General features: G+C 57.7%; 22 protein-coding genes. 7 read left to right on the top strand and 15 right to left on the bottom strand.

Going from position 1 to position 25,301, the window contains the following annotated elements:
- The first annotated feature begins 94 nt into the window (after positions 1-94).
- The 5 genes from DXXMK7_RS00660 (at position 95) to DXXMK7_RS00640 (ending at position 4,217) form a co-directional block, all read left to right on the top strand.
- Positions 95-466, top strand: a complete 372-nt coding sequence (locus DXXMK7_RS00660) for a VOC family protein (protein WP_038917414.1) — start codon at positions 95-97, stop codon at positions 464-466.
- 118 nt (positions 467-584) lie between these two features.
- Positions 585-2,018, top strand: a complete 1,434-nt coding sequence (locus DXXMK7_RS00655; RefSeq protein ID WP_038917413.1) for a PLP-dependent aminotransferase family protein — start codon at positions 585-587, stop codon at positions 2,016-2,018.
- A gap of 97 nt (positions 2,019-2,115) precedes the next feature.
- The gene (locus DXXMK7_RS00650; protein WP_038917412.1) at positions 2,116-2,388 is read left to right on the top strand and encodes a helix-turn-helix domain-containing protein; all 273 of its coding nucleotides are present in this window, start codon (positions 2,116-2,118) and stop codon (positions 2,386-2,388) included.
- On the top strand, positions 2,381-3,628 hold the full coding sequence (locus DXXMK7_RS00645; protein WP_038917411.1) for a type II toxin-antitoxin system HipA family toxin: 1,248 nt from the start codon (positions 2,381-2,383) through the stop codon (positions 3,626-3,628). The genes DXXMK7_RS00650 and DXXMK7_RS00645 overlap by 8 nt, the downstream gene beginning before the upstream one ends.
- A 58-nt stretch (positions 3,629-3,686) precedes the next feature.
- Complete coding sequence (locus DXXMK7_RS00640) at positions 3,687-4,217, top strand: DUF3828 domain-containing protein (protein WP_038917410.1); 531 nt, start codon at positions 3,687-3,689, stop codon at positions 4,215-4,217.
- A gap of 87 nt (positions 4,218-4,304) precedes the next feature.
- Here DXXMK7_RS00640 and dppF read toward each other — a convergent pair whose 3' ends face one another.
- The 5 genes from dppF to dppA form a co-directional block, all read right to left on the bottom strand.
- Complete coding sequence (dppF, locus tag DXXMK7_RS00635; protein WP_371206762.1) at positions 4,305-5,300, bottom strand: dipeptide ABC transporter ATP-binding subunit DppF; 996 nt, start codon at positions 5,298-5,300, stop codon at positions 4,305-4,307.
- An 8-nt stretch (positions 5,301-5,308) separates the two neighbouring features.
- Entirely contained in the window at positions 5,309-6,289 is a 981-nt protein-coding gene (gene dppD, locus DXXMK7_RS00630) for a dipeptide ABC transporter ATP-binding protein (RefSeq protein ID WP_033568951.1), read from the bottom strand.
- Positions 6,290-6,317: 28 nt separating this feature from the next.
- On the bottom strand, positions 6,318-7,220 hold the full coding sequence (dppC, locus tag DXXMK7_RS00625) for a dipeptide ABC transporter permease DppC (RefSeq protein ID WP_038917409.1): 903 nt from the start codon (positions 7,218-7,220) through the stop codon (positions 6,318-6,320).
- A gap of 12 nt (positions 7,221-7,232) precedes the next feature.
- The gene (gene dppB, locus DXXMK7_RS00620) at positions 7,233-8,252 is read right to left on the bottom strand and encodes a dipeptide ABC transporter permease DppB (protein ID WP_038664321.1); all 1,020 of its coding nucleotides are present in this window, start codon (positions 8,250-8,252) and stop codon (positions 7,233-7,235) included.
- A gap of 192 nt (positions 8,253-8,444) precedes the next feature.
- Positions 8,445-10,052, bottom strand: coding sequence for a dipeptide ABC transporter periplasmic-binding protein DppA (gene dppA / locus DXXMK7_RS00615; RefSeq protein WP_038917407.1), 1,608 nt, complete (start codon positions 10,050-10,052; stop codon positions 8,445-8,447).
- Positions 10,053-11,262: 1,210 nt separating this feature from the next.
- Here dppA and DXXMK7_RS00610 point away from each other — a divergent pair.
- A complete protein-coding gene (locus tag DXXMK7_RS00610; protein ID WP_038917406.1) occupies positions 11,263-12,606 on the top strand; it encodes a 2-hydroxycarboxylate transporter family protein in 1,344 nt (447 codons plus the stop codon).
- Positions 12,607-12,710: 104 nt separating this feature from the next.
- Here the strand turns inward: DXXMK7_RS00610 and dcuR are convergent, their stop codons facing one another.
- From dcuR to ibpA, 5 genes are all read right to left on the bottom strand, one after another.
- Positions 12,711-13,433, bottom strand: coding sequence for a two-component system response regulator DcuR (gene dcuR / locus DXXMK7_RS00605; protein ID WP_013315799.1), 723 nt, complete (start codon positions 13,431-13,433; stop codon positions 12,711-12,713).
- 12 nt (positions 13,434-13,445) lie between these two features.
- Positions 13,446-15,059, bottom strand: coding sequence for a sensor histidine kinase (locus DXXMK7_RS00600; protein ID WP_038917404.1), 1,614 nt, complete (start codon positions 15,057-15,059; stop codon positions 13,446-13,448).
- A gap of 158 nt (positions 15,060-15,217) precedes the next feature.
- Entirely contained in the window at positions 15,218-16,630 is a 1,413-nt protein-coding gene (locus tag DXXMK7_RS00595; protein WP_038917403.1) for an anion permease, read from the bottom strand.
- 673 nt (positions 16,631-17,303) lie between these two features.
- Positions 17,304-17,753: a small heat shock chaperone IbpB gene (gene ibpB, locus DXXMK7_RS00590; RefSeq protein WP_038917402.1), complete on the bottom strand. Its 450-nt coding sequence runs from the start codon at positions 17,751-17,753 to the stop codon at positions 17,304-17,306.
- A gap of 150 nt (positions 17,754-17,903) precedes the next feature.
- Entirely contained in the window at positions 17,904-18,317 is a 414-nt protein-coding gene (ibpA, locus tag DXXMK7_RS00585; RefSeq protein ID WP_013315795.1) for a small heat shock chaperone IbpA, read from the bottom strand.
- Positions 18,318-18,616: 299 nt separating this feature from the next.
- Between ibpA and DXXMK7_RS00580 the strand changes: the two genes are divergently transcribed.
- The gene (locus tag DXXMK7_RS00580) at positions 18,617-18,988 is read left to right on the top strand and encodes a YceK/YidQ family lipoprotein (RefSeq protein WP_049842576.1); all 372 of its coding nucleotides are present in this window, start codon (positions 18,617-18,619) and stop codon (positions 18,986-18,988) included.
- Here DXXMK7_RS00580 and DXXMK7_RS00575 read toward each other — a convergent pair.
- From DXXMK7_RS00575 to DXXMK7_RS00555, 5 genes are all read right to left on the bottom strand, one after another.
- Positions 18,982-19,986: a LacI family DNA-binding transcriptional regulator gene (locus tag DXXMK7_RS00575; protein WP_038917400.1), complete on the bottom strand. Its 1,005-nt coding sequence runs from the start codon at positions 19,984-19,986 to the stop codon at positions 18,982-18,984. The two genes, DXXMK7_RS00580 and DXXMK7_RS00575, sit on opposite strands and share 7 nt — an antisense overlap.
- Positions 19,987-20,085: 99 nt before the next feature.
- Complete coding sequence (locus DXXMK7_RS00570) at positions 20,086-21,435, bottom strand: MFS transporter (protein WP_038917399.1); 1,350 nt, start codon at positions 21,433-21,435, stop codon at positions 20,086-20,088.
- A gap of 113 nt (positions 21,436-21,548) precedes the next feature.
- Complete coding sequence (locus DXXMK7_RS00565; RefSeq protein WP_038917398.1) at positions 21,549-22,658, bottom strand: exo-alpha-sialidase; 1,110 nt, start codon at positions 22,656-22,658, stop codon at positions 21,549-21,551.
- A 16-nt stretch (positions 22,659-22,674) separates the two neighbouring features.
- Positions 22,675-23,634, bottom strand: a complete 960-nt coding sequence (locus DXXMK7_RS00560) for a dihydrodipicolinate synthase family protein (RefSeq protein WP_038917396.1) — start codon at positions 23,632-23,634, stop codon at positions 22,675-22,677.
- 3 nt (positions 23,635-23,637) lie between these two features.
- Positions 23,638-25,290: a signal transduction protein gene (locus tag DXXMK7_RS00555; protein WP_038917395.1), complete on the bottom strand. Its 1,653-nt coding sequence runs from the start codon at positions 25,288-25,290 to the stop codon at positions 23,638-23,640.
- Between the last annotated feature and the right edge of the window lie 11 nt (positions 25,291-25,301).

Genomic DNA, 25,301 nt, shown 5'->3' with positions numbered 1-25,301 from the left:
GTACGAATACGGCACACAGCCGGACTTTCGAACCCAAGCGACATCCCGCGTTTATACGGGACACCACCTGCTTATCTCTTTATCGGAGTGCATCATGACAGACGCCCATTACGTACTTTTCTACGTTGATAACCCGGCCCGCAGCGCCCGTTTCTACGGTCAACTGCTGGATCTGACCCCGGTAGAACAATCTCCCACTTTTGCGATGTTTGCGCTGAAAGCCGACCTGGTGCTGGGGCTGTGGTCAAAACACACCGTAGAGCCCGCCGTTGCCCAGCCGGGCTTTTCCAGCGAGCTGGCTTTCCGTCTGCCGGACCCGGCGGCGGTCGATGCCTGCTACGCCCGCTGGACCGCACAGGACGTGACCGTCGTCCAGATACCGACCACCGTGGACTTTGGCTACACCTTTACGGTGCTGGATCCGGACGGCCATCGTCTGCGCGTTTTTGCCTATCCCAACGCCTGAGGATAGCCGGCCAGCCCGTTGGCCTGCGGGCTGGCTGGTTTAGCGATACGGCAGGATTGCCTGTCGCCTACGCTTCAACGTAACCTGTCGGCATCACTGCTGAATTCAGGGCCTCCCGATGTCAGACACCCCCCGTTACCGCCAGATTGCCGATCACTTCATTCGGGCCATCCAGAGCGGCACGTTGCCTGCCCATCACCGGCTCCCGTCGGTGCGGGCGCTGGCGCAGCAACATGGCACCAGCGCCACCACGGCGATGAAGGTACTGCGCACGCTGGAAGATGAGCATTTCGCCCTCGCCCGACCCAAATCCGGCTTTTTTGTCGCCGACACGCGCCGCCGCAACGCCATGACGGCGGTTCCGCAGCCGGTCGCACTGCCGGTGCTCGACGAACAAACCGAATTGCACCTGTCGCTGGTCGGCACCGAATGCCGGGTGCGGCTCGATTTGGCTAACGGCGATAACGCGCTCTATCCGCTGAAAAAGATGGGGCGGCTCATCCGTCAGGCCAGTTACACCAATCCGATGATGCTGGGCAACGACGTCAAGGGCAGCGGCTATTTGCCGCTAAAAGAAGAGATCGCCCGTCGGGCGTTGGATTACGGCTGCCACCTGCATCCCGACGATATTCTGATCACCAACGGCTGCATCGAAGCGCTGTCGCTGTCGTTGCGGGCGGTGACCCGTAGCGGCGACGCGGTGGCGGTGCAGTCGCCCTGCTATTTCGTGCTGCTGCAGATGTTGCGCAATCTGGGATTGCGGGTGGTGGAAGTCGGGCAGGACGCCAGCGGGCATATGGACGTGGACCAACTGGAGTCGCTGTTCAGCCAGCGTCAGGTGAGCGCGTTTATCTCACTGACCAACATCAACAATCCGCTCGGCACCACCTTGCCGGATACCTACAAGCGCCGTATCGCCGACGCGGCGGATCGGTACAGCATCGCGCTGATTGAAGACGATACCTTCGCCGATACCGCTTTCGGCGAACAACGGCCGTTTCCGTTACGCGCGTTCAGCCCCAATGTGCTGCTCTGCAACGGCTTTTCCAAGACGGTCGGCCCCGGCATCCGCATCGGCTGGGTCAGCAGCGCTCACTGGCAGCGCAAACTCGCCGCCCTCAAATTCACCTCCACCATGGGCACGTCGCTGACGCCGCAGGTAGCGCTGGCCGATCTGTTGCGCAATGGCGGTTACGACGCCCATCTGCGCAAACTACGCCGCGAACTGGCGCGTCAGGTTGCCCGGCTGCGTCAGGCGGTGCTGCATTACTTCCCGGCCGGCACCCAGATCTCGCAACCGGAAGGCGGCTACGCCATCTGGGTCACGCTGCCGCCGGGCTGTTGCTCGTCGCGCGATCTGTTTTCCCGCGCCCGGCAGCAGGGCATCGGCATCGCGCCGGGGCACATTTTCGCCACCGACCGGCGCTACGACCACTGCCTGCGGCTCAACGCCGGTTTCGGCTGGAACGAAGAGGTGCATGAGGCTATCCGGCTGCTGGCGCGCTGGGTGCGGGAGAATGGAACCGATCGCCCAGTGGAATTGATGCAGTAGCCAATAACATTGGTTGCCACCATAGTAGCAATCAATGTCACTTTTTCACCAAATTTGCTAATATAGTAGCAAATTTGGCGTAATCAGGAGCCTTGATATGCTATCGCTACACACGGCTTACGATATTCAACAAAACCTCAAACAGCACCTGAAAGCGATGCGCAAACATCGCAAACTCTCTGTCGATGCCCTGTCCCGACAGTCCGGTGTTCCCAACAGCACTATCCGCAAATTTGAAGCTACAGGTAACATCTCACTCAGACAGTTTCTGATGTTGTACGAAGTTCTGGGCAACCTAAACGATCTCAACACGCTCACCCATCAGTCACATACGCCGACCAGCATTGAAGAGGTGCTCAAAAATGCTTAGCGTGCCGCTGGATGTCATACGCCGCTTAAGTGATGGCCGGGACGAACGGGTTGGGCAACTGGCGGAAAACCGCCAGGGCGTCTATTTCCAGTATGACGCAGACTATCGCGCTGGCCATACATCCTCGCTCGGCCCTTTCAATCTGGTCTTCAATAATCAGCTTCAGGCAGCGCCACGCCACCCTCATTACGGTTTACACGGCATATTTGGCGACAGTCTGCCTGATGGTTGGGGCTTGTATCTGATGGACCGATTTTTCCGCCAGCAGGGTTATAACCCCGCTCGGATTACTGCTCTGGAAAGACTGGCTTTTATCGGTCACCGTGGCCCGGGCGCATTGCGCTATGAACCAGCAATGACCCGCCCTGATGGGGTTGGTGAAGAGCTGATTGAGCTGATTCAACTGGGTCATGCCGCTGTCGAAGAGTTCGAAGGCACGGAATCCAGCCTGATTGCGCACCTGATGAATGCAGGGGGTTCTGGCGGCGCCAGACCGAAGCTCAGCGTGACAAAAAAGCCTGACGGCACCTTTACCACTCGTCAGGATACGGCGGGCGACAAGCTGCTGGTCAAGCTCACGTCAGAAAAATTCGCCCTCCAGCACGCTGAAAGCCAGATCGAGTATCTCTATATGAAAATAGCCAGGCAGGCCGGTATTGATGTGGCTGACTTTGAGTTACTGCCTGTCGGTGAAGGGCGCTATTGGTTACAACAATCCCGATTTGACTGCGTGGGCGAAACAGGCCGGTTGCATATGGTATCCGCCAGCGGCTTGCTGGATGCGAGCTTCCGCGCCCCCTCTCTGGATTATGTCGATTTGGTCAAGGCAACGCGACTGCTGTGCGGCGTGGCGGAAGCCAGAAAGTTACTGCGCCGGGCACTGTTCAATTATCTGTTGGTCAATCAGGACGACCATGCCAAAAACTTCTCGTTTCTGGCGGACGATCAGGACAACTGGCGGCTTTCCCCGTTTTATGATGTGGTCTACAGCCCATCGCCACAGGGAGAACATATGACGGCGTTTAATGGTCATGGCTCACGAATTACCCTAAGCGCAATGGAGCAACTGGCGGGGCAGGCTGGGTTATCAAAGGCCAAAGCCGTACTCGACATGGCGGATGAGCTCTACGACGTCGCCAAAGGATTTCATCGTGAAGCCAGCCATTTCAACCTACCAGCTCCATTGATCACCACCATTCAGCGGGAGATCGATAGCAAGTGGCGGCAATTGAGAGAATAAAGCGCCCTATCCCGTCGAACGTCTAACACAATTACTGAACTGTTATAAGGATATAAAAATGAACAAGTTACTCCCTCTGGTACTGCTGTTATCCGCCGCATCCTATGCAGCCGACGCCCCGGCGCCAAAGCATGCCGATGCGGATACGCTCAAAGCCGAGCTGACGGCTCCCAGCGCCGCCCCCGCCGCTGAAGAGGAAGAAGAGGATGTGGATACCGCTGGTGCGGAAAAACAGGCGATTGCGTTTTATCAGTGGTATCTCAGGCAGATTATTCAGGACAAGTACCCCATTCAGGATAATGACCCGGTACTGGAAAAATATGTCGCCCGCGATACCGTTAAGGCGCTGCGCACCTCAAAAATTTCCACGGACGTGGATTTCTTTCTCCGTAGCAACGGACCTGATGAGGAAGACTGGTTGCCTAATATGAGAGTCGAGAGTACTGATGTCGACCCTGTCTGCGTCAACCTGTATATGGTGTTGGGCAAAAAAAGTCCGAAACGCCTCGTCAGTTGCTATGTACAGGAAAACGGTGCCTGGAAACTACGCTCAGTGACGGATCTGGACGAGGTGTTTACCAAGAAATAAGTGAGTGCGAAGGCTGGACAGCTGACTCCTTGTATGAAAAAACGGCCCCAGGGCAATGCCGGGGCCGTTTTTATTTCACCACCAGCGTCAGCTTACCTGACTGTCCTCTTGCTCCACCGCAAAGCAGGCGACCAGTTGCTCGCCGTGCGGTTTCAGCTGTGGCTGCAACTGGGTACAGGTGCCGAAACGGTGCTGGCAGCGGGCGTTGAAGGCACAGCCCGGCGGCGGACTGAGCGGGCTTGGCAGCTCGCCGGTCAGCTTGATGCGTTCGCGGCGGGCGTCCGGGTTCAGGCGCGGCGTGGCGGACAACAGCGCCTGGGTATACGGATGGCGCGGGTTGCTGAAAATGGCGTCTTTGCTGCCTTTCTCCACACAGCGGCCCAGATACATCACCATCACTTCATCGGCGATGTGCTCCACCACCGACAGGTCGTGGGAGATGAATACGTAAGACAGCCCCAAATCCTGCTGCAAATCCATCATCAGGTTCAGCACCTGCGCGCGTACCGATACGTCCAGCGCGGACACCGGTTCATCGGCGATCACCACGTCCGGGTCAAGCATCAGCCCGCGGGCGATGGCGATACGCTGGCGCTGACCGCCGGAAAACATGTGCGGATAGCGGTCGTAGTGCTCGGTTTTCAGGCCCACTTTCGCCATCATCGCCAGCGCTTTCTCGCGGCGTTCCGCCTTGCTGAGATCGGTGTTGATCACCAGCGGTTCTTCCAGGATCTGTCCTACCTTCTTGCGCGGGTTGAGCGACGCGTACGGGTTCTGGAACACGATCTGAATTTTCTGCCGGCGCAGCTTCTGCGCCGCCGGGTCCGGCTTGAGCAGATCCTGCCCCTGATAGTACAGCTCGCCGTGCGACGGGGTTTCGATCATGGTCAGCAGGCGGCCCAGCGTGGACTTACCGCAACCGGACTCGCCCACCACCGCCAGCGTCTTGCCGCGCTCCAGCGTAAAGGATACGCCGTCCAGCGCCTTTACCAGCCGCTCCGGCGCGAACAACCCTTTTTTAACCGGGTAGTGTTTTTTCAAATCAATCGCCTGCAGCAGGTACGGCTGCCCGGCGGCATTCATGGTCTGGCTCATACGGTTGGCCTCCCCGCATCATCCAGCGGTGTATGACATTTCACCTGACGACCGGGGATGTCCCGCATCTCAGGCTCTTCCTGACGGCAACGATCGCTGGCGTACGGGCAGCGCGGATTGAGCAAACAGCCGTTCGGCCGGTCATATTTGCCCGGCACCACGCCCGGCAGCGACGCCAGCCGGGACTTGTCCACCGCGAATTCCGGCAGCGCGCGCAGCAGCGCCTGGGTATAGGGGTGACGCGGAGCGCGGAAAATGTCCGCCGCCTTGCCGGATTCCACCACCTGCCCGGCGTACATCACGATGATGTGGTGCGCCGCTTCCGCCACCAGCGCCAGATCGTGGGTAATCAGGATCAGCGCCATGTTCTCTTTCTGCTGCAACTCCAGCAGCAGTTCGATGATCTGCGCCTGAATGGTCACGTCCAGCGCCGTCGTCGGTTCGTCGGCGATCAGCAGCTTCGGCCGACAGGCAATCGCCATGGCGATCATCACGCGCTGGCTCATCCCGCCCGACAGTTGGTGCGGATACACATCCAGCCGCGATTCCGGGTCGGGAATACCCACCTGATTCAGCAGGTCGATCGCCCGCTGACGACGGGTTTTACGGTTACCGCCCTGATGCACCTTGATGGCTTCCATAATCTGGAAACCCACGGTGTAGCAGGGGTTGAGGCTGGTCATCGGGTCCTGGAAGATCATCGCCACTTCCGCACCCACCAGTTGACGCCGTTCCTTGTCGGACAGCGTCTGCAGGTCGCGCTGGTTGAACTCCAGCCGGTCGGCCATCACCTTGCCGGGGAAATCAATCAACCCCATGATCGCCAGCGAACTGACGGATTTGCCGGAGCCGGACTCGCCGACGATGCCGACCACCTGCCCTTGCTCCACCTGATAGCTGATGCGGTCTACCGCGCGAAACGGCAGCCCCTCGTCGCCAAAGTGCACCGACAGTTTTTCTACGTTGAGTAACGCCATCTCTTTACCTCTATCACTGCTTGCTCTGTCACTGCTTGAGTTTGGGGTCGAGAGCATCACGCAGGCCGTCCCCCATCAGGTTAAATGCCAATACCGTCAGCAGAATCGCCAGACCGGGGAACGTCACCACCCACCAGGCGCTCTGCGCAAACTGCAGCACGTCGGAGAGCATGGTGCCCCATTCCGGTGTGGGCGGCTGGGCGCCCATGCCGAGGAACCCAAGCGCGGCCATGTCGAGAATGGCGTTGGAAAAACCCATCGATGCCTGCACGATCAACGGCGCCAGACAGTTAGGGAAAATGTTGACGAACATCTGGCGCAGCGGACCGGCGCCCGCCACGCGCGAAGCGGTGACGTAGTCGCGGTTGACTTCCACCAGCACCGCGGCGCGGGTCAGGCGCACGTAGTGCGGCAGCGACACGAAGGTCAGCGCCAGCGACGCATTGACGATGGATGGCCCGAAAATCGCCACCAGCACCAGCGCCAGCAGCAGGCTCGGCAGCGCCAGCATGATATCCACCAGACGCATGATGGCGGCATCGACCGCGCCGCCGAAGTAACCGGCGACCAGACCGAAGACGACGCCGAGGATCAGCGACATCACCACCACCAGACAGCCCACCAGCAGCGACAGGCGCGCGCCGTACATCAGGCGCGACAGCACATCGCGGCCGACATCGTCGGTACCGAAGAGGTACTGCCAGCTGCCGCCCTCCTGCCATACCGGCGGTTTAAGCAGCGCGTCGCGGAACTGCTCGGCCGGCGAATGCGGCGCCAGCACGCTGGCGCCAATCGCCACCACCAGCATCAGAATGATGTAGACCAGGCCGACCACGGCCCCTTTGTTACGTTTGAAATAGTGCCAGAACTCCTGCAGCGGGGTCATCGGCTTCGGCGCAGTCGTCGCTGCGGATTCGGTAACGTGAGTCATCTCCGCTTCCCCTTATTTCTTATGCCGGATACGCGGGTTCACCACGCCGTAGAGCACATCCACCAGCAGGTTCACCAGAATAATCATGGTGGCGACCAGCAATACCCCGCTCTGCACCACCGGATAGTCGCGGCGCTGCAGCGCATCGATCAGCCAGCGGCCCAGCCCCGGCCAGGAGAAGATGGTTTCGGTCAGGATCGCCCCGGCCAGCATGGTGCCCACCTGCAAGCCGATCACCGTCACCACCGGCAGCATGGCGTTGCGCAACGCATGCACCACAATCACCCGCAGCCGGCCCAGCCCCTTGGCGCGAGCGGTACGGATATAGTCCTCGCCCAGCACTTCCAGCATCGCCGAGCGCGTCATACGTACAATCACCGCCAGCGGAATAGTGCCGAGCACAATAGCCGGCAGCACCATGTGCATCACGGCATCTTTGAAGTCGCCTTCCGCGCCCCAGATTAAGGTGTCGATCAGCATAAAGCCGGTCAGCGGCAGAGAATCATCCAGAAACACGGTGTCGCCCACCCGGCCGGATACCGGCGTCAGGTTCAACTGCACCGATACCAGCATGATCAGCATCATGCCCCACCAGAAAATCGGCATGGAGTAGCCGGTCAGCGCGATGCTGACCGCGGTATGATCGAACACGGAACCGCGCTTGACCGCCGCCAGCACCCCGACCGGAATACCGACGATCACCGCGAAAATCATCGCGCAGACGCCCAGTTCCAGCGTGGCTTTGAACCGCGGCACGAATTCGTCCCAGACCGGTATGCGGCTCTTCAGGGACATGCCCAGATCGCCGTGCAACACACCGTTGATGTAGTGGAGGTATTGCTCCCAAAGAGGCTTGTCCAGCCCCAGTTCCGCCATCAGCTGCGCGTGGCGCTCCGGAGAAATACCGCGCTCACCTGCCATGATCATCACCGGGTCGCCGGGGATCAGGTGCACGAAAGCGAAAGTCAGTAGGGTAATACCGATAAACGTTGGGATAACCAGCCCCAAACGACGGAGTATGAACTGCAACATATCCCGAACTCTCTGTGCTTCTCTTATTAGAGATAAAGGGCCCGATGGCGCTCACCATCGAGCCTGACATTGCTCACTGCGTTAAAACGGGCGTTGAAGCGCCCCCTGCCGTTCCCCTACAGAAACACTCGTCTCTAGAAACAACAGGGGCGACAGCGCTGCCATCGCCCATAAAGGTGACGTGATAGATAATTAATCTACTGATACGTGATTGAAGCTGTGCACGCCGCGCGGCTCGATGACGTAGCCTTTCACGTTTTTACGGATCGGTTCATACACGGTGGAGTGCGCCACAATCAGCGCCGGAGCCTGATCGTGCATCACAACCTGAGCCTGTTTGTACAGTTCGATACGTTTAGCCTGATCGGACACCGCGCGAGCCGGCTGGATCAGGTCTTCAAACGGCTTGTAGCACCATTTGGAGTAGTTGGAGCCCTTTTTCGCCGCGTCGCAGCTGAACAGGGTAGCCAGGAAGTTATCCGGATCCCCGTTGTCGCCGGTCCAGCCCATCAGCACGGTCTGGTGTTCGCCGGCTTTGGCGCGTTTGAGGTACTCGCCCCACTCGTAGGTAACGATCTTGGCTTTCACGCCTACTTTCGCCCAGTCAGCCTGAATCATCTCCGCCATGCGGCGGGCATTCGGGTTGTACGGACGCTGTACCGGCATCGCCCACAGGTCGATTTCAAAACCGTTTTCCAGACCCGCTTCTTTCAGCAGCGCTTTGGCTTTAGCCGGATCGTAAGCGTAATCTTTAATGTCGTCGTTATAGCCCCACATGGTCGGCGGAATCAGGTTTTTCGCGGCCTGACCGGCGCCCTGATAAACCGCTTCGATGATCGCCTGCTTGTTCACCGCGTAAGTCAGCGCCTGACGCACTTTCACGTTATCCAGCGGTTTCTTCTCGACGTTGAACGACAGGTAACCCACGTTCAGGCCCGGCTTCTGCAGCAGTTCAATGTTCTTGTCCTGCTTCATGCTGGCCAGATCCGCCGGGTTCGGGTACGGCATCACCTGACATTCGTCTTTCTGCAGCTTGGCGTAACGCACGGATGCATCCGGCGTAATGGAGAAGACCAGACGGTCGATGCCCGGCTTGGTGCCCCAGAAGCTGTCAAAACGTTTGTAGAGGATGCGGGAATCTTTCTGGTACTGCTGCAACTGGAACGGACCGGTACCGATCGGATCCAGGTCGATTTTCTCCGGCGAACCGGCTTTCAGCATTTTGTCGCCGTACTCGGCGGACATGATGGAGGCAAAGTCCATCGCCAGGTCGGCCAGGAACGGCGCTTCGGCGCGGGTCAGTTGGAAACGGACGGTATAGTCGTCCACTTTCTCGATTTTGCTGATCAGCTCCGGCATACCCATGCCTTCAAAGTATTCGTAGCTGCCGCCGGAAACTTTGTGGAACGGGTGGTTAGCGTCGATCTGACGCTGGAAGGAGAACAGTACGTCGTCAGCGTTGAAGGTACGGCTCGGTTTGAACTCTTTGTTATCCTGCCACTTCACGTCTTTGCGCAGGTGGAAAGTATAGGTTTTGCCGTCGGCGCTGATATCCCATTTTTCGGCCAGACCCGGTTCAATTTCCGTGGTGCCGTTTTTGAACTCAACCAGACGGTTGTAGATAGGAATGGAGCTGGCGTCAAAAGTGGTGCCGGACGTGAACAGCTGCGGGTTAAAACCTTCCGGAGAACCTTCTGAGCAATACACCAGGGTTTTTGCCTGTACACCGGCGGCAACGGACAGCGCCAGCAAACCAAGGCTGAATTTCAGCACCCTTGATTTCATCAGGGATTTAGCCATTACATGAACTCCATTGTGGATGTTGTGTGTCAGTCAGACCTGTTGTTGTCATCGCGATCGTTGTCGTCGTGACTGTTGTCATTGCAACATGGCTATCGCGATTGGGGTTATCGCGACGGTTTTTATCGCGGTGGTCTGTACTTTTCTCTGTTTCAGCCCGAGGAACGCGTCCGGAGACTGATGTAATAGTAAACAGGGAGAGACAACAGTGCGGGACAAGCAGGAAAACCCCCGCCAGCCCTGTCGGATCAACCATAATGATTCCAGGTACTCTGCCGCCCTCCTCCTTGTGACGCCCACAATGTGTCAACAGATCACAATCGCGTCAATATAACCTGTTAGGATTTACAAACAGAAACCACAGAATCATCATGGTATAAAGTTAGCTTAAACCACCACTTTATTGGTGATAAGGTCCGCAAAATAACAAAAAAACAACAGGTAGCACCATAAAAACAGCGTCATACAATAATTATCACCATGTAAGAACTCATAGGAAAATCCTCTCGAATGATGAATTACTGCACAATAAAGCGTGTTAAAAAGGTTAAAATCAGGTGAAAATACTGACAAAACCCTGACATGGATGATGTATTCCTATCATCCCTGCTGCCCTTTCTGTAACTATTTGCGCACTATAAAAAAACTTTATACCACGCGGCAAAAGCACCAGGCGTACAGCATGGCGGTCAATCCGACCGTCACATTACGTCCACTGGTTTCTTCCCTGCTTATCACAGACAGTATGGCAGAAAATGGCGATTCCGCCGGATAGCAAAGACCTCGCCGACATAATCCCGGCCTCAATCACATCGCTCTGGAATTTTATTTATATAACTTTTTAAATTTTATTTTTTATTTATCCCTGCCGTGGTAATTTTACACAGCTAAAACTAACCCGCCTATCTAAATAATCCCACCACAATATTCACAAATTAATTTTAATTACAAAACCACGAATTAAGTTATTTAAAGTCGAATTGCTGTGAGGTTCACAATTCCCTCATGTTTGTAGTGAATGGCTATTATTTTTAACATTTACCCATGCTAGATTACCTAAAGAACATGCTGCAATAAAAATAACATCGCTTTTTTTCTTTTGATGGTGTGTCGCATGGCTATTGCGCTTTGCGCTCATAACACAATTTTCCACGTCTTGCAGAGCAAGTTGCTTATCTCTGTCCTATGCCGCTACAACAGGGTGAATATAATGAAAAACATTGAAACTGAAATCATGAGCGATAACACGCTCGCCACCGCCGCACCATCAAGCTTACTGGAAAGCTTAAATAAAACTCGCATTGGCTCCGTGCCTTTTATTCTTTTCCTGGTCATTGCCGCCATTGTATTTATTGCGGCCTATGCCAGTTATTTACCTAAAAACATGATCGGCGGATTCGCCGTTATTATGACCATGGGATTCCTGCTGGCTTATATCGGCCAGCGTATTCCGGTGCTGAAAGAAATCGGCGGCCCGGCGATTCTCTGCCTGATGGTGCCGTCCATTCTGGTGTATTTCCATCTGTTCAACGCCAACACGCTGGATACCGTCAAGCTGTTGATGAAAGACGCCAACTTCCTCTACTTCGTCATCGCCAGTCTGGTGGTGGGCAGCATTCTCGGCATGAACCGCGTCATCCTGATTCAGGGCATGATCCGCATGTTCATTCCGCTGGTGGTAGGCACCGCCACCGCGTTGGTGACCGGCCTGCTGGTAGGTAAACTGTTTGGCTACAGCTTCTACCACACCTTCTTCTTCATCATCGTGCCGATCATCGGCGGCGGCATCGGCGAAGGCATCCTGCCGCTGTCGCTGGCCTATTCCGCCATCCTCGGTCAGGCGCCGGACGTGTACGTCGCCCAATTGGCGCCTGCCGCCGTTGTCGGCAACATTTTCGCCATCATCTGCGCCGGCGTGCTGGCCCGCATCGGCGTATGGCGCAGCGACCTGAACGGTAACGGCAACCTGGTGCGCAACGAAGCCGATAACGCGCTGTTTGCGGTGAAAGACGCGCCGAAAACGGTGGATTTCCATCTGATGGGCGGCGGTCTGCTGTTGATCTGCACCTTCTTCATCGTCGGCGGGTTGTTTGAAAAAGTGCTGCATATCCCCGGCCCGGTGCTGATGATTCTGATCGCGGTGCTGTGCAAGTACGGTCGTGTTATCCCGTCCAGCATGGAAACCGGCGCCAACAGTTTCTACAAGTTCGTATCCAGTTCGCTGGTGTGGCCGTTGATGATCGGTCTGGGCATGCTGTACGTGCCGCTGGAAAGCGTGGTGGCGGTGTTCTCCGTCGGCTACGTGGTGGTGTGCGGTTCCGTGGTGCTCTCAATGGCGTTGATCAGCTTCTTCATCGCGCCGTACCTGAAGATGTACCCGGTTGAAGCCTCCATCGTGACCAGTTGCCACAGCGGCCTGGGCGGCACCGGCGACGTGGCGATTCTGTCCGCGTCCAACCGCATGTCGCTAATGCCGTTCGCGCAAATCGCCACCCGTATCGGCGGCGCCTCCACCGTGATCGCCGCCACCCTGCTGCTCGGCTGGCTGGTGTAGTCCGTCGACCGGTTCATACACAAAAAGGCCACGGATACCGTGGCCTTTTTCGTTTTATACGCCAGATAAAAAGCCACGTTGATCGTGGCTTTGTCGTTTCGGCGTTATTCGCAGTACTGTCGCAGCGCGTCCTGCTTTTCCGGCAGCAACCGGTAAAGGTAGACCGGGCGGCCGGTGGAACCGTAGAGAATATTGGTGTCGAGAATGCCGGTATCCGCCAGATAGATCAGGTATTTACGGCAGGACACGCGGGAAATGCCGATGGCGTTGGCCAGCATCTCGGTGGAGAACTCCGCGCCCTGATTGCCCTCGACCCATTCGCAGACGGTGCGCAGCGTCAGGCTGGTCAGCCCTTTCGGCAGTTTCTTACGCTCCACCGTCGGGGTGCCGCTGGTGCGGCGAATCAGGTTATCGATGTCCGACTGCGCCACAAACTCGCGGTGTTTGAGCAGGTTGGCCTCTTCCCGGTAGGCGGTCAGCGCCTGTTCGAAGCGGGCGAACTGGAACGGCTTGATCAGATAATCCACCACGCCGTAATGCAGCGCTTTCTTGATGGTATACACGTCGCTGGCCGACGAAATGATAATCACGTCCGTGTGTTCGCTGAATTCACGAATCGTGGGCAGCAAATCCAGACCGTTATCCTGCTGCATGTAGATATCCAGCAGCACCAGATCGATCTCGCAGTCCGGTTGCATCAGCAGATTTCGCGCCTGCTGCAGCGTCGGTACCGTCGCGTAGCAGCTAAACCCGGAAATCTGATTCAGATAACACTTATTCAACTCCGCCACCATGGCGTCGTCATCGACGATCAGTACATTTATCATGGTCAAACTGCCTTAATCATGGTCAAACTGCCTTGCTTGATACGGGATATTCACAAAAAACTGGGTGTAAACGTCCGGTTCGGATTCAAAATCGATGGTACCGCCGATTTTTTCCAGACTCTGCCGGGTGAGATACAAGCCGATGCCGCGTCCGGAGCCTTTGGTGGAAAATCCTTCCTGGTAAATGCGCTGCTGAATATCCGACGCAATGCCCGGCCCGTCGTCGCTCACCGTACAGTGTAACTGCCCATCCTGATGATGGAAGGTCACGGTGATCTCGCGGTTTTCCAGACCGGACAAGGCATCCATCGCGTTTTCGATCAGGTTGCCCAGCACGGTGATCAGCTCATTGGTGGCCTGGGAGTCGTCGGTATCCGGCAACAGACTGTCTTCGCTGATGGACAGCGTAACGCCCAAATCCCGTGCCCGATTGATTTTACCCAACAGGAACCCGGCAATCACCGGAGATTTTACTTTTCGGATAATCGAGCCGATTTCCGCCTGATAATTATTGGCGGTTTTTAGAATATATTCTTCCAGTTGCGGGTAATATTTTAAATGCAGCATGCCGAGAATCACATGCAGCTTGTTCATGAATTCGTGTGACTGGGCGCGCAGAGCGTCGGCGTAATACGACATCCCGGTCAGGCGCTGCAGCAGTTGGCTGACTTCCGTTTTATCGCGGAAGGTGGCGATGGCGCCGATAATATCGCCCTTCACCACCACCGGTACGGTGTTGATCAGCAACAGATTGCCGTTGAAATTGATTTCCTCATCCTGCCGCGGCGCACCGGTTTCCAGCACCTTTTCCAGATTCATCAGCGCCGGCCAGCGGCTGATGGTGCTGCCGATCGCCAGCGTTTCGCCAGACCCATGCTGACTGAACAACCGCTTGGCTTCGTCGTTGATGATGGTGACGCGCAGGTCGGTATCCACCGCGATCACCCCTTCTTTGATTTGCTTGAGCATCGCGTTGCGTTGCTCGAACAGATTGGAAATTTCGAACGGTTCAAAACCCAGCATGATGCGTTTGAGGGTTTTCACCAGAAAATAGGTGCCGAGCAGGCCGACCAGCGCGCCGAACAGGATGGTCCAGGGAATAATCCAGCGGTTTTCGTTAATCACCGACTGCACGCTGGACAGCGAAATCCCCACCGCCACCACCCCGAGCTGCTGGTTATTCTCGTCAAACACCGGCGTGAATACACGCAGCGCCGGGTCAAGCACCCCGCGGTTCACCGCCGTATTCTCCAGCCCCAGCAGCGCCGGATAGAGGTCATCGCCGATAAAATGGCGGCCAATTTGCCCCGGCTCAGGATGGGAATGACGGATACCGTCCATGCCGGTAACGATGACGAACAGCAGGTGATTGCGGCTTTTCACGTCCTCGGAAAAACGCTGTACCAGCATCGGATTGCCGATGCCTTTCAGATCGTCCACCACGATCGGCGAATTAGCGACGGTGCGGGCAATGGCGAAGGCTTTGTCCTTAAGGTGAGTTTCGGTCAGTTCGGTGATGCGAAAAAACAGCAGCGCGTAAACCACCAGCAGCACCGAGCCAATCACCGCCGACACCATCAGAATGATCGACGTGCCTAGTTTTAGCGGTGTCTTTTTCTTACTCATCTCTCGCTCCGGAATTCGCATCATCGATCCCGCTATCTTAACCTGTTCACGCTATTTCTGCGCCATTTCCGCACGCAGAGAACAAAACCGCCGCCCATATCCGGCGGCGGCGAATCAAACAGATAGGCAAAAGACGATCACCACATCCCCAGCACTTATTACCACATCCCCAAAACCTTCCACCACAGGCTGCCGATGCCCAGCCAGATGGGAATGACCACCAGCCCGACCAGGAAACCGATCTTCCACCAGGTTCCCAGCGACAGGTAGCCGCAGCCGAACATGATCGGCGCCGGGCCGCCGGAGTAGTGCGTGGTCGCCATAAACAGGTTACTGAAAGCGGCAAACGCCAGCACCGTCAGCACCGGCGGCGCGCCCGCCGCAATGGCGATCGACACGAAAATGGCGTACATGGCGCTGATGTGCGCCACCGCGCTGGCCATGAAATAGTGGCTGTAGTAGTACACCAGCAGCAACAGTCCTATCATCGGCAACCAGTGCATCCCGGCGACGGCGTGGCCGGCGATGCCGCCCAGCCAGGCGATCAGCCCCATCTTGTTCAGTTGGGTCGCCAGCATCATCAGCACGGCGAACCACACCACAGTGTGCCAGGCCTCTTTCTCGCCGGTTACGTCTTCCCAGCTCAATGCGCGGGTCAACAGCAACACGCTCAGGCCGCCCAGCGCGGTCAGGGTAGCGTCGATATTCAGCGTCGACCCCAACACCCAGAACACCACCAGCCCCAGGAACACGCACAGCACAATCCATTCGTTGCGGCTCATCGGCCCCATTTCGTGCAGGCGAGCCTTGGCCAGCTCGCGCATTTCCGGGGTTTTCTTCAGTTCCGGCGGGTAGAAACGGTAGAGCACCAGCGGGATCACGATCAGCGACAGCAGCCCCGGCACCAGCGTCGCCGCCGCCCATTCGGTCCAGGTCAGGTGAACGCCGAACTGGGTCGCCAGCTTGCTGATCAACGGGTTACCAGCCATCGACGTCATGAACATCGCCGAGGTAATGGCGTTGCACTGGAAAATAGTCTGCACCAGAAACGCGCCGATACGCCGCTGGGTGCCCTGCTCCGGCGTCGAACCGTAAGCTTCGGCGATAGAGCGGAACAGCGGGGTGATAATGCCGCCGCAGCGTGCGGAGGTTGACGGCATCGCCGGGGAAAACAGCAGGTCGGTGAATACCAGACCATACGCCAGCCCCAGGCTGCTGTTGCCGAGCTTGCTGATGAACAGAAACCCGATACGGCGGCCGAAACCGGTTTTGATAAAGCTGCGCGAAATGAAAAAGGCACAGGCAATCATCCAGATGGTGGGGTCGCCAAACCCGACCAGCACATCCTTGACCGACAGCAAACCGAGCGCCGAGACGGCGGTGATACTAAAAATGGCAATGGCGCCAAGGGGGTAAGGGGAGAGAATCAGACCGATGACCGTAGCAATAAATATTGCCAGCAGGTGCCATGCGGTAGGATTAACGCCTTCAGGAACAGGAACAAACCAAAATATAACGGCTATGCCGAGGATAATAAGAAGCTTAACTAACCTGCTGTTATTTGCAGACATACCAACACCACTCAAGATTAAAACGAAATCAGCCGCTTTTACCGGAAGTCCCGTGTTACGAGTGGAGGAGTTGTTTTATTTCTTCATCACCCTTATTTCCGCCGTCCGACTATGCGGATAGCGAGTTTTCCGGCGCGCCATCGCCATCTTTCATGGCGGGATACAGCCTGACAAACACAACGGGTACAGCATCAGCAAAAAAAAGACGAGAAAACGAAAAGAACAGGGTGCTTTTCTCGTCCCATCAAAATCAAGTGAAGTGATCAACGGGAAAAATAGTATTATAAAAGTGGAATTCACTACTGTTATTTTAATTACTAAATAGGTTTAATAATTTACTTTTGAAAATAAAAACGCCATTTCAAAAATAAATAAAACCAAAAAACTCGCCACAAAATAACAATTATGGAACATGGAATTAACGATGATGTTAATAATAATTAATTAATGAATACCGCTTTCATCACCGTTATTTATTGGTTTATTTCATTCTATTCAGGCAGGAAATAAAATAATTCTGAAGTATTTTTCGATATTTTCCCTTTAAATGCGGAAAATAACCATTGAGAACTAATGTAAACCATCGCCAGCGCCAGATGACCGGCTGGGAAAAGTGGGAAAAAATGTTAAAAAAATGCCCGCGAGTACCTCGCGGGCGGTCGATTATGGCCGGTTAAGCCTGTTCATCCGGCGCCTTCTCGTGAAGCGCGGGCGCACGGCGGCCGATGGCGATACGCTGCGGTTGCAACGCCTGCGGCACGTCACGAATCAGGTCAATGTGCAACAGCCCGTGCTGGAACTGCGCGTCGGACACATGCAGGTGATCGGCCAGCGTGAAACTCAGCGAGAACGGCTTGAACACCAGCCCCTGATGCAGGTACTGCGCCTTTTTCTCCGGCGGCGTCGGCGCGCCCTTCACGGTCAGACGCTGCCCTTCCACTTCAATATCCAGCTCCGACTGACGAAATCCAGCCAGCGCCAGCGTAATACGGTAATGGTTGTCATCGACTTTTTCGATGTTGTACGGCGGGAATTCCACCGCTTCCTGGTTGCCCATAGCGCTGGCGAGTTTGTCAAAGCCAATCCACTGACGCAGCAGGGGGGATAAATCGTAGTTGCGCATACTCATAACTCCTTCTGTGAAGCGAGATAACGGTTTCCGGCGACAGCCGGGTCGTCCCCATTCGGCGGACGAACAGATGCAATCACTCAGAGAGATCGCTGAGATCGGTTCACTCATCGCCGCGGCGTCGCGCGCCGGCGGCCATCACGATTATTTGATTTCGATACGCCGCGGTTTCAGCGTTTCCGGAATCACCCGTTGCAGATCGATGAACAGCAAACCGTTTTCCAGGTTGGCGCCGTTGATCTGAATGTGTTCCGCCAGCTGGAATTTGCGTTCGAAATTGCGCTCGGCAATGCCCTGATAAAGGTAGTTGCGTGGGGTGGCGTCGCCGCTGTGCGATCCTTTGACAATCAGCATGTTGTCGTGCGCGGTGATCTCCAGTTCGCTTTCAGCGAAACCGGCCACGGCAATCGCAATGCGGTACTGGTTTTCGTCAACCAGCTCAACGTTATACGGGGGATATCCGCCATTGCCCTGGCTCTGGCCGGCTTCCAGCAGATTAAACAGACGATCAAAACCAATAGCGGAGCGATACAGCGGGGAAAAATCGGGGTTACGCATAAACTGCCTCCTAACATGCAGCGAGGTCGAAAGATAACCGCCCTCCATTCGGACAGGCGTCTGGCGTGGGGAAATACCCTGTCGGCGTATTTCCGTCTTGCCTGATATCAATATGGTGACCCACCTCCGCTTTTCAACACCGTGAAGGAAAATTCTCTTATTCTTTCCCCGGTTCAGGTGTAATCACATACACTGGACAGCAAGCACATTTTGCTAAAACATGTGAAGGCCGTAATCCATATGCAGGGTGATGCACGCGCAGTCAACCACGTAACCGGGAAAACTCTCCTCAGGGTAGCATGATGACCATACTGAAAAATGCCTCATTGTCGTTCGTACTGTCAGGCGGGATACTGGCGACATGCGGTGGCTGCTCCAGTGTAATGACTCACTCTGGCGGCGAGCAGGGGTACTATTCCGGCACCAAATCCAGCATGGCTACCATGAAAGACGAGGACACCAGTTGGGCGATGATGCCGATGGTGGCGCTGGACGTTCCCTTCTCCGCCATGCTGGATACGCTACTGCTGCCCTATGACTATTATCGCGTCCACAGCGACCACCACAACACCTCGGCCCGCGACCGGCTGGAAGAATACGAACGCCGCAAGCAGGCAGACGAACCGCCGCCGATGATGATACCGGTTTCGGCAAATAACGCCGGTCAGTGACTTTCCGCCTGGCGGCGGTGGATCAGGGTCATGGGGATCACCGCTTTATGCGGCGGCGCATCGCCGTTCAGCGCCTGCTGCATCGCCGCAAACGCCTGTTCAGTCCAGGCGTCTTCGTTCTGACGCATTGACCAGAGCGTATTCGGTAAAAATCCCAGCATGGCGTGTTCATCGAAGGTGCCGATATTAATGTGCGCCGGAATATAGCCATAGCGCTCGCGCACCACGCTCAGCATCCCTTCCAGCACCGGCAGTGACGACGCGATGAACGCCGGCGGCGGCGCGTCGTGCTGGCGCAAAAACTGCTCCATCATCAGCATGCCGTCTTCACGGCGGTTATGGCTGGCTTCCAGCACCGCCGGGGTCAGCCCGGCCTGCTGCACCGACTGGCGATACCCGCGCAGACGGTCGCGAATCGCCGGCTGCTGCACGTCGCCGGCCATGAAAAACAGCGGCGCGGCAGGTTGGTCGGCCAGCATCGCTTCGGTCAGCGCCGCCCCGCCCTGCAGGTTGTCACTCATCACCAGCGGCAGTTGATCGATGCCGAAATCACGGTCCAGCAGCACCAACGGCTTTTTCACGACCTTAGCGTGGTGCTGAGCCGACTGTAGCGACGACGGCACCACGAATAACCCGTCGACATTGCGCTGCAACAGCGCCTCCACCAGCCGGTTTTCATACTGCGGATCGCTGTAAGAACAGCTGATCATCAGTTGATAGCCCACCTCGCGGCAGCGGGTTTCGAGCTTTTCAGCCAGCGTCGAGAAAAACAGGTTGGATAGTCGGGGCACGATCAGCCCCAGCGTTTCGGTTTTGTTCAGCTTCAGGCTGCGGGCGACGTGATTGACGGTGTAACCGTACTCGGTCACGTACTGATGGATGCGTTGCTGGGTTTTGGCGCTGATCCGATACTGTTCCGCTTTTCCATTCAGCACCAGACGCACCGTGGTCACGGACAACTTCAAGGCACTGGCAATCTGTTCAACTGTTTTCGCCATGAAACAGAATATCCCTGTGAGAACTGAAAGAGGCCAGTGTAGCGGAATAACTAACTCGACGCAGCTAAAGCGCGGCCGACCCTGGCCGCGATCAATAAATCACACCTCTTTGGTCATATCCCGACGCGACGTTTCCGGCGCTTTCCAGGCTGCGAACGCCGCCACCAGCGCCGCTACCGTGACGTAGGTCGCCACCAGCGTCCAGGACTCGTTATCCAGCGAGGTCAGCCCCTTGGCGATAAACGGAGTGAAACCGCCTGCGACAATCGCCCCCAGTTGTGCGCCGATGGACGCGCCGCTATAACGCACTTTCGGGCCGAACAGTTCGGTAAAGAACGCCGGTTGTACCGAGTTGATGGAGTTATGGGCGATGTTGATCAGCAGGATGTACCCCAGCACCATCAACCCAAAGGAGCCGCTTTCCAACAGATAGAAGAACGGAAACGCCATCGCCGCGGCGCACAGCGCGCCGAAGATATAGATCGGACGGCGGCCCACCCGGTCGGACAGCGCGCCGAACAGCGCATGCATCGGAAACGCCAGCACGCAGGTCGCCATGATCACGTTGAGCATGGTCTGTTTGGGCACGCCCAACTGTACGGTGGCGTAGGACACGGCGAACACGGTCGCCAGGAAGAACGGCACGCTTTCCGCGAAACGCAGCACCATAATCAGGCAGACGCTGCGCCACTGTTTACGCAGTACTTCCACCACCGGGCTTTGACGACGCGCCGGCTCGCTCTCACGCGCCTGCTGTTGCTGCTGTTGCTGGACCTGCTGGAACACCGGCGTTTCGTCCACCTTGCGGCGCATATACAGCCCCACCAGCACCAGCGCCACGCTCAGCATAAACGGCACGCGCCAGCCCCACGACATCAGTTGGTCTTCCGGCAGCGTCGACACCATGGCGAATATGGCCGTCGCCAGCAGTTGTCCGGAAAAACCGCCGGTCTGCGGGATGGAACCGAGCAGGCCGCGACGGTTGGCGGGCGCGGTTTCCACCACCATCAGCATCGCGCCGCCCCACTCGCCGCCCACCAAAAAGCCCTGCACGAAACGCAGTACCACCAGCAGCACCGGCGCCCAGACGCCGATCTGGTGATAAGTAGGCAGGCAGCCGATCAGAAAGGTCGCCATCCCCATGCCGCCGAGGGTAATCAACAGCGTCAGCTTACGCCCCAGGGTGTCGCCCATGTGGCCGAAGAAGATACCGCCCAGCGGGCGGGCAATGAACCCCACGCCGAAGGTAGCGAATGACGCCAGCATCGCCGTGACCGGGCTGACGGTGGGAAAGAACAGTTTGCCAAACACCAGCGCGCTCGCCAGTCCGTAGAGCAGGAAATCGTAAAACTCGATGGTGTTGCCAATCCAACTGGAGATCACCACGCGGCGGATATTGGATTTATTGTGCATCGCCTGGTGTTGGGATAATTCCACGGAAATCGACATGATGTTCCTCGCTTTATGATTTTATCGCCCTTCAGGCAAAGCCATCCGGACGCCGCCGTACCCGGAGGTCGGCGGGGGGTGTAGGGTACAGGTTTTTTTGAGTGCTACAACGACTACCCGCTGAATATCAGCGCGCAGTAAACGATATTTTTTCGATTCCAGGTGTAGGTCACATGCAATGTGGTGCCACCGGCATGAGATGTGGTGCCACCGGCATGAGATGCGGCGCCACCGGCATTAACCGTGTCGCCATCGGCAATAATGGCGGGATAAGAAAACTCGCCGGGCTCCTGCTCAAGGTCGATGCGGTTTTCCCAGTGTTCGCCGTTATCGACGGAGCAGGCCACCGTCAGCGGATAACGATGACGCCAGTTGCCGGTTACCGGGTTGTAGACCAGCACCAGACGACCCGCCCCCAGATGCGCCAGATCGACGCCGCTGTTGTTGTTCGGCAGGTCGATGGCATAAGCCTCGCGCCAGTGGCGACCGTAGTCGTCCGAATCGCTGCGGTACAGCGCGCCGCGCGTGCTGCGCATCAGTACATGCACCCGCCCCGGCGCCGACTCCCACGCCGACGGCTGAATAACGCCGTCCCACTGGAACACCCGCGTCAGGTCGTTTTCCCACAGCGCCGCCTGCTCCAGCCCCTGCCATAACGCCCCGCCGCCTTCATCGCCGGGTATGCGGTGGGTCAGCGGGATGGGCACGGCCTGCCAGTTCCGGCCCTGATCGCCGCTGAGATCCACAAAGGCATCCCAATGGCGGTCGTCCTCGACAGACGCGGGCGCCAGCCACTCGCCGTTGGACATCACCAGCAGCTTGTTCTTCACCGGCCCGCGCGGCGCGCTGTCGCCGGGCACCAGCGGACACGGCGCAGACCAGCTCGCGCCGTCATCCGTCGATACCATCACCCGGGTCTGCCAGTGGTGCACATCCGCGCCCACTTTATAGAACAGCCACAGCTTGCCCGCCTGCTGGTGCAACACCGGATTCCAGTGCGCCAGCCCGTCTTCCCACGCTATCCGCACCGGCGGCAACCAGCGCCCTTGCTCGGCGCAGGCCAGCCAGATTGCGGTATCGCCGCTGCCTTCCTTTTCGCCGGCAAACCAGGCCACCCGCAGCCGCCCGCCCGGCAATGCCGCCACGGTCGAGGCGTGGCAGTTGCCGAAGTAGTCATGCCCTTCGGGCAGGACGAATTGCTGTGTTGTCATTGTCAGCTTCATCAGGGTGTCCTTCAGGTTACCGGCGCGGTACCGGGAGCTGCGTCGCCAGCGTCTGGCCCAGCCGGAGCATGCTCTCAATCGCCTGTGGGAAAAAGCTCTCGCCGTAGGCGGCGCTGTTGCGCACCCGGCAAACATGGGTCGAGAAATTACCACATTGCTGCTGATAGAACTTGGCGCAGGCCGGATAATCAAGAAACTCCGCCAGCGCCGCCGTACCGAGATAATCCGCCAGCTGCTGCGCCGCCTGCGGGTGCTCGCGCCAGTGCTCGAACAGCCACACGTACAGCTGCGGGTGGAAGTTGGCCATCACGCCGCTGTAGGCCTGACAGCCGGCCTGCAACGACGCCAGCAACGTCTGGCTGTTGGCGTTGGCCAGATGCAGACGCGTACCCTGCGCCAGCTGCAGACGACGGCGAATGGTCGGCAGATCGCAGCAGGTGTCTTTGATGAAGGTGTAGCGCCCGCTGCGCGCGCACCAGGCGACCGTCTCGTCAGACAGCAGCCGCTTGTAGGGATAAGGGCACTCATAGATCCCCAAATCCACCTGCGCGGGCAGTTGCGCCGTCAATGCCTGCAACCGTGCCAGCGCCTGTTCGTCAGGCTCGCCCGCCAGCGCCAATCGGTTACTGATCAGGATCACGCCGTCCACGCCGGTTTCCGCCACGCCGTTTAGCTGATCCACCTGCTGGCTGAACGCGTTGGCGGTATGACCCGAGGCCACCACCGGCACCCGGCCGTCTACCTGCGCCACGATAAAGCGCACCAGTTCGCGGGTTTCCGCATCGCTTAAGAAAAACATCTCGCTGGACTGGCAGGCGGCGAACAGCCCGTGCACCCCGGCATCCAGATACCACTCCACCAGCCGCGCCAGCGAGGCGTAGTCGATTTCGCCGCGCGCGTCGAACGGGGTGAGCATCACCGGCCAGATGCCGGTGTATTTGTTTTCATCGCTGAAGGATGAGTTGTCGTAATTCATGATTTACTCCGCCAGCAACCGGTGAGCATCGCCCGCCGTCCATACCTGGATATGCTGCGTCAGCGCCTGAGCGACAAAGGCTTTCAGCACCTCGGCAAGCTTATCCTCGTCCACATACGCCACCGTCAGGTGGTTGCTCTGGTGACCCGCCATCAGGTCGTCGCGGGTGACGCCGTCCAGCACCGCGTTGAGCAGCGGCCACTCGTAGTTGGTGGCGCGGCGGCGGCGTTCAAACTCATCAGTTGGCAATTCTACCGCCGTGCCGGTGCCGATATGCATGATCACCTGCGTGCCTTCGTAATGCGCCCGCGCCCAGACAAAACGCCCCGCCTTGCCCTGCCCGGCGATGGTGGAACCGCCGTACGGGAAGAACATCGGCGGCTGACGATAGCCGGTGGCGCCGGCGATACCGCCTTTGAGGTGAGCAAACGGCACCGCGCCGGAAATTTCCAAATCCCAGTAGAAGACGCCCTGATACTCGCTGCCCCAGCGAATATCGTGCAGCGTGGTTTCCGCCGGTAGCCCCAGCCCATGCAGCAGATGCCACAACATCACCTGCGGAATGGCGCTGCCCATGTCCACTTCATTGATGCAGGGGATAGCGACATCGGGGCGAATCGGCTCGCCCTGCTCATCCGGCAGCGGGAAGCGCTCTGCGTTGCCGATCGCCCCTTCGGCGAAATCGGACGCGGCGCAGCTGTCTTTCAGCCCCTGCTGGTACTGCACCCCGACCGCCGTCAGCCCGAAGCGCTGCACGACGCGCGCCATCGCAATCATCATCGCGCACTGCTCCAGCACCTGATCCCGCGTCAGCTGGCGGCTGCCGTCGTCGCCAAACTCAAACTGCATACCACGCTGCTCATACCACGCCAGACAGTTTTCACGCAGGGCGTGCGGCACCTTCGCCATCTCCACCAGCAACGCCGACTGGGACAACGACTCGATCGGCATACCAATATTCACCATCGCCTGCTGCGGGAACACGCCGTTGATCATCCCCATGCAGAAGGTGTCGAACAGCCCGATAATCGCTTTATGCCGCAGAATGTATTCCCCCACCTGACGGCCGATCTGACCGGCAGGCGCCGCCAGCAGCGGGTGAGACGCCGCCACCGGGCGCAAATAGCCGGTCTTGTGGCTGACCGCGCCGTCGCGCAGCCAGGTCGCCAGCCCCTGACGAAACGCGTCGTCCTCAAAGGTTTCCGACCACAGCCGGGAATACGTGCGCCCCAGACTGGTCAGGCAGCCCGCCATGCACAACATGCCCACCAGCCCCGGCCAAGTGCCGTCGAAATTAGCCAGCAGCAATACCGGGCCGCGGTGGTGCACCAGCGACGGCGCGACATGGTGAGAATATTGCCAGGCGGTCAGCAGCACGATCACCGGCGCGTCGGGGTCGAGCGCGGCGAACACATCGCTGCCTTCCCGCTGGCTGCTGATGAAACCGTGCCCGCGGGCGTTGTCTACCGCATGAGCGCGCGTCATGCGGTATCCCAGTTGTTCCAGCGCGCTCTGTAGACGGCTTTCAAACTGCTGCTGGGTCGGCCAGCAGGTCAGGTTGGCGGACTCCCGCAGATCCGCATTGGTAACCAGCAAAACCTCGCGTTCGCCGACGGAAAGCCGGCGGGGTGAAGCGGGAAGATTCAGTGTCAACATATGTACTCCTG

It is taken from the genome of Dickeya sp. MK7, assembly GCF_000406305.1.
Classification (GTDB): domain Bacteria; phylum Pseudomonadota; class Gammaproteobacteria; order Enterobacterales; family Enterobacteriaceae; genus Dickeya; species Dickeya fangzhongdai.
The sequence above is the reverse complement of the archived record's forward strand: the minus strand, read 5'-3'. Positions and strand labels throughout refer to the sequence as shown.

What these genes read in the sequence shown, in the direction of transcription:
- DXXMK7_RS00660 (WP_038917414.1), top strand. Translation starts at nt 95, where the DNA reads ATGACAGACGCCCATTACGTACTTTTCTACGTTGATAACCCGGCCCGC.
- DXXMK7_RS00655 (WP_038917413.1), top strand. Translation starts at nt 585, where the DNA reads ATGTCAGACACCCCCCGTTACCGCCAGATTGCCGATCACTTCATTCGG.
- DXXMK7_RS00650 (WP_038917412.1), top strand. Translation starts at nt 2,116, where the DNA reads ATGCTATCGCTACACACGGCTTACGATATTCAACAAAACCTCAAACAG.
- DXXMK7_RS00645 (WP_038917411.1), top strand. Translation starts at nt 2,381, where the DNA reads ATGCTTAGCGTGCCGCTGGATGTCATACGCCGCTTAAGTGATGGCCGG.
- DXXMK7_RS00640 (WP_038917410.1), top strand. Translation starts at nt 3,687, where the DNA reads ATGAACAAGTTACTCCCTCTGGTACTGCTGTTATCCGCCGCATCCTAT.
- dppF (WP_371206762.1), bottom strand. Translation starts at nt 5,300, where the DNA reads ATGAATGCCGCCGGGCAGCCGTACCTGCTGCAGGCGATTGATTTGAAA.
- dppD (WP_033568951.1), bottom strand. Translation starts at nt 6,289, where the DNA reads ATGGCGTTACTCAACGTAGAAAAACTGTCGGTGCACTTTGGCGACGAG.
- dppC (WP_038917409.1), bottom strand. Translation starts at nt 7,220, where the DNA reads ATGACTCACGTTACCGAATCCGCAGCGACGACTGCGCCGAAGCCGATG.
- dppB (WP_038664321.1), bottom strand. Translation starts at nt 8,252, where the DNA reads ATGTTGCAGTTCATACTCCGTCGTTTGGGGCTGGTTATCCCAACGTTT.
- dppA (WP_038917407.1), bottom strand. Translation starts at nt 10,052, where the DNA reads ATGGCTAAATCCCTGATGAAATCAAGGGTGCTGAAATTCAGCCTTGGT.
- DXXMK7_RS00610 (WP_038917406.1), top strand. Translation starts at nt 11,263, where the DNA reads ATGAAAAACATTGAAACTGAAATCATGAGCGATAACACGCTCGCCACC.
- dcuR (WP_013315799.1), bottom strand. Translation starts at nt 13,433, where the DNA reads ATGATAAATGTACTGATCGTCGATGACGACGCCATGGTGGCGGAGTTG.
- DXXMK7_RS00600 (WP_038917404.1), bottom strand. Translation starts at nt 15,059, where the DNA reads ATGAGTAAGAAAAAGACACCGCTAAAACTAGGCACGTCGATCATTCTG.
- DXXMK7_RS00595 (WP_038917403.1), bottom strand. Translation starts at nt 16,630, where the DNA reads ATGTCTGCAAATAACAGCAGGTTAGTTAAGCTTCTTATTATCCTCGGC.
- ibpB (WP_038917402.1), bottom strand. Translation starts at nt 17,753, where the DNA reads ATGCGCAACTACGATTTATCCCCCCTGCTGCGTCAGTGGATTGGCTTT.
- ibpA (WP_013315795.1), bottom strand. Translation starts at nt 18,317, where the DNA reads ATGCGTAACCCCGATTTTTCCCCGCTGTATCGCTCCGCTATTGGTTTT.
- DXXMK7_RS00580 (WP_049842576.1), top strand. Translation starts at nt 18,617, where the DNA reads ATGATGACCATACTGAAAAATGCCTCATTGTCGTTCGTACTGTCAGGC.
- DXXMK7_RS00575 (WP_038917400.1), bottom strand. Translation starts at nt 19,986, where the DNA reads ATGGCGAAAACAGTTGAACAGATTGCCAGTGCCTTGAAGTTGTCCGTG.
- DXXMK7_RS00570 (WP_038917399.1), bottom strand. Translation starts at nt 21,435, where the DNA reads ATGTCGATTTCCGTGGAATTATCCCAACACCAGGCGATGCACAATAAA.
- DXXMK7_RS00565 (WP_038917398.1), bottom strand. Translation starts at nt 22,658, where the DNA reads ATGAAGCTGACAATGACAACACAGCAATTCGTCCTGCCCGAAGGGCAT.
- DXXMK7_RS00560 (WP_038917396.1), bottom strand. Translation starts at nt 23,634, where the DNA reads ATGAATTACGACAACTCATCCTTCAGCGATGAAAACAAATACACCGGC.
- DXXMK7_RS00555 (WP_038917395.1), bottom strand. Translation starts at nt 25,290, where the DNA reads ATGTTGACACTGAATCTTCCCGCTTCACCCCGCCGGCTTTCCGTCGGC.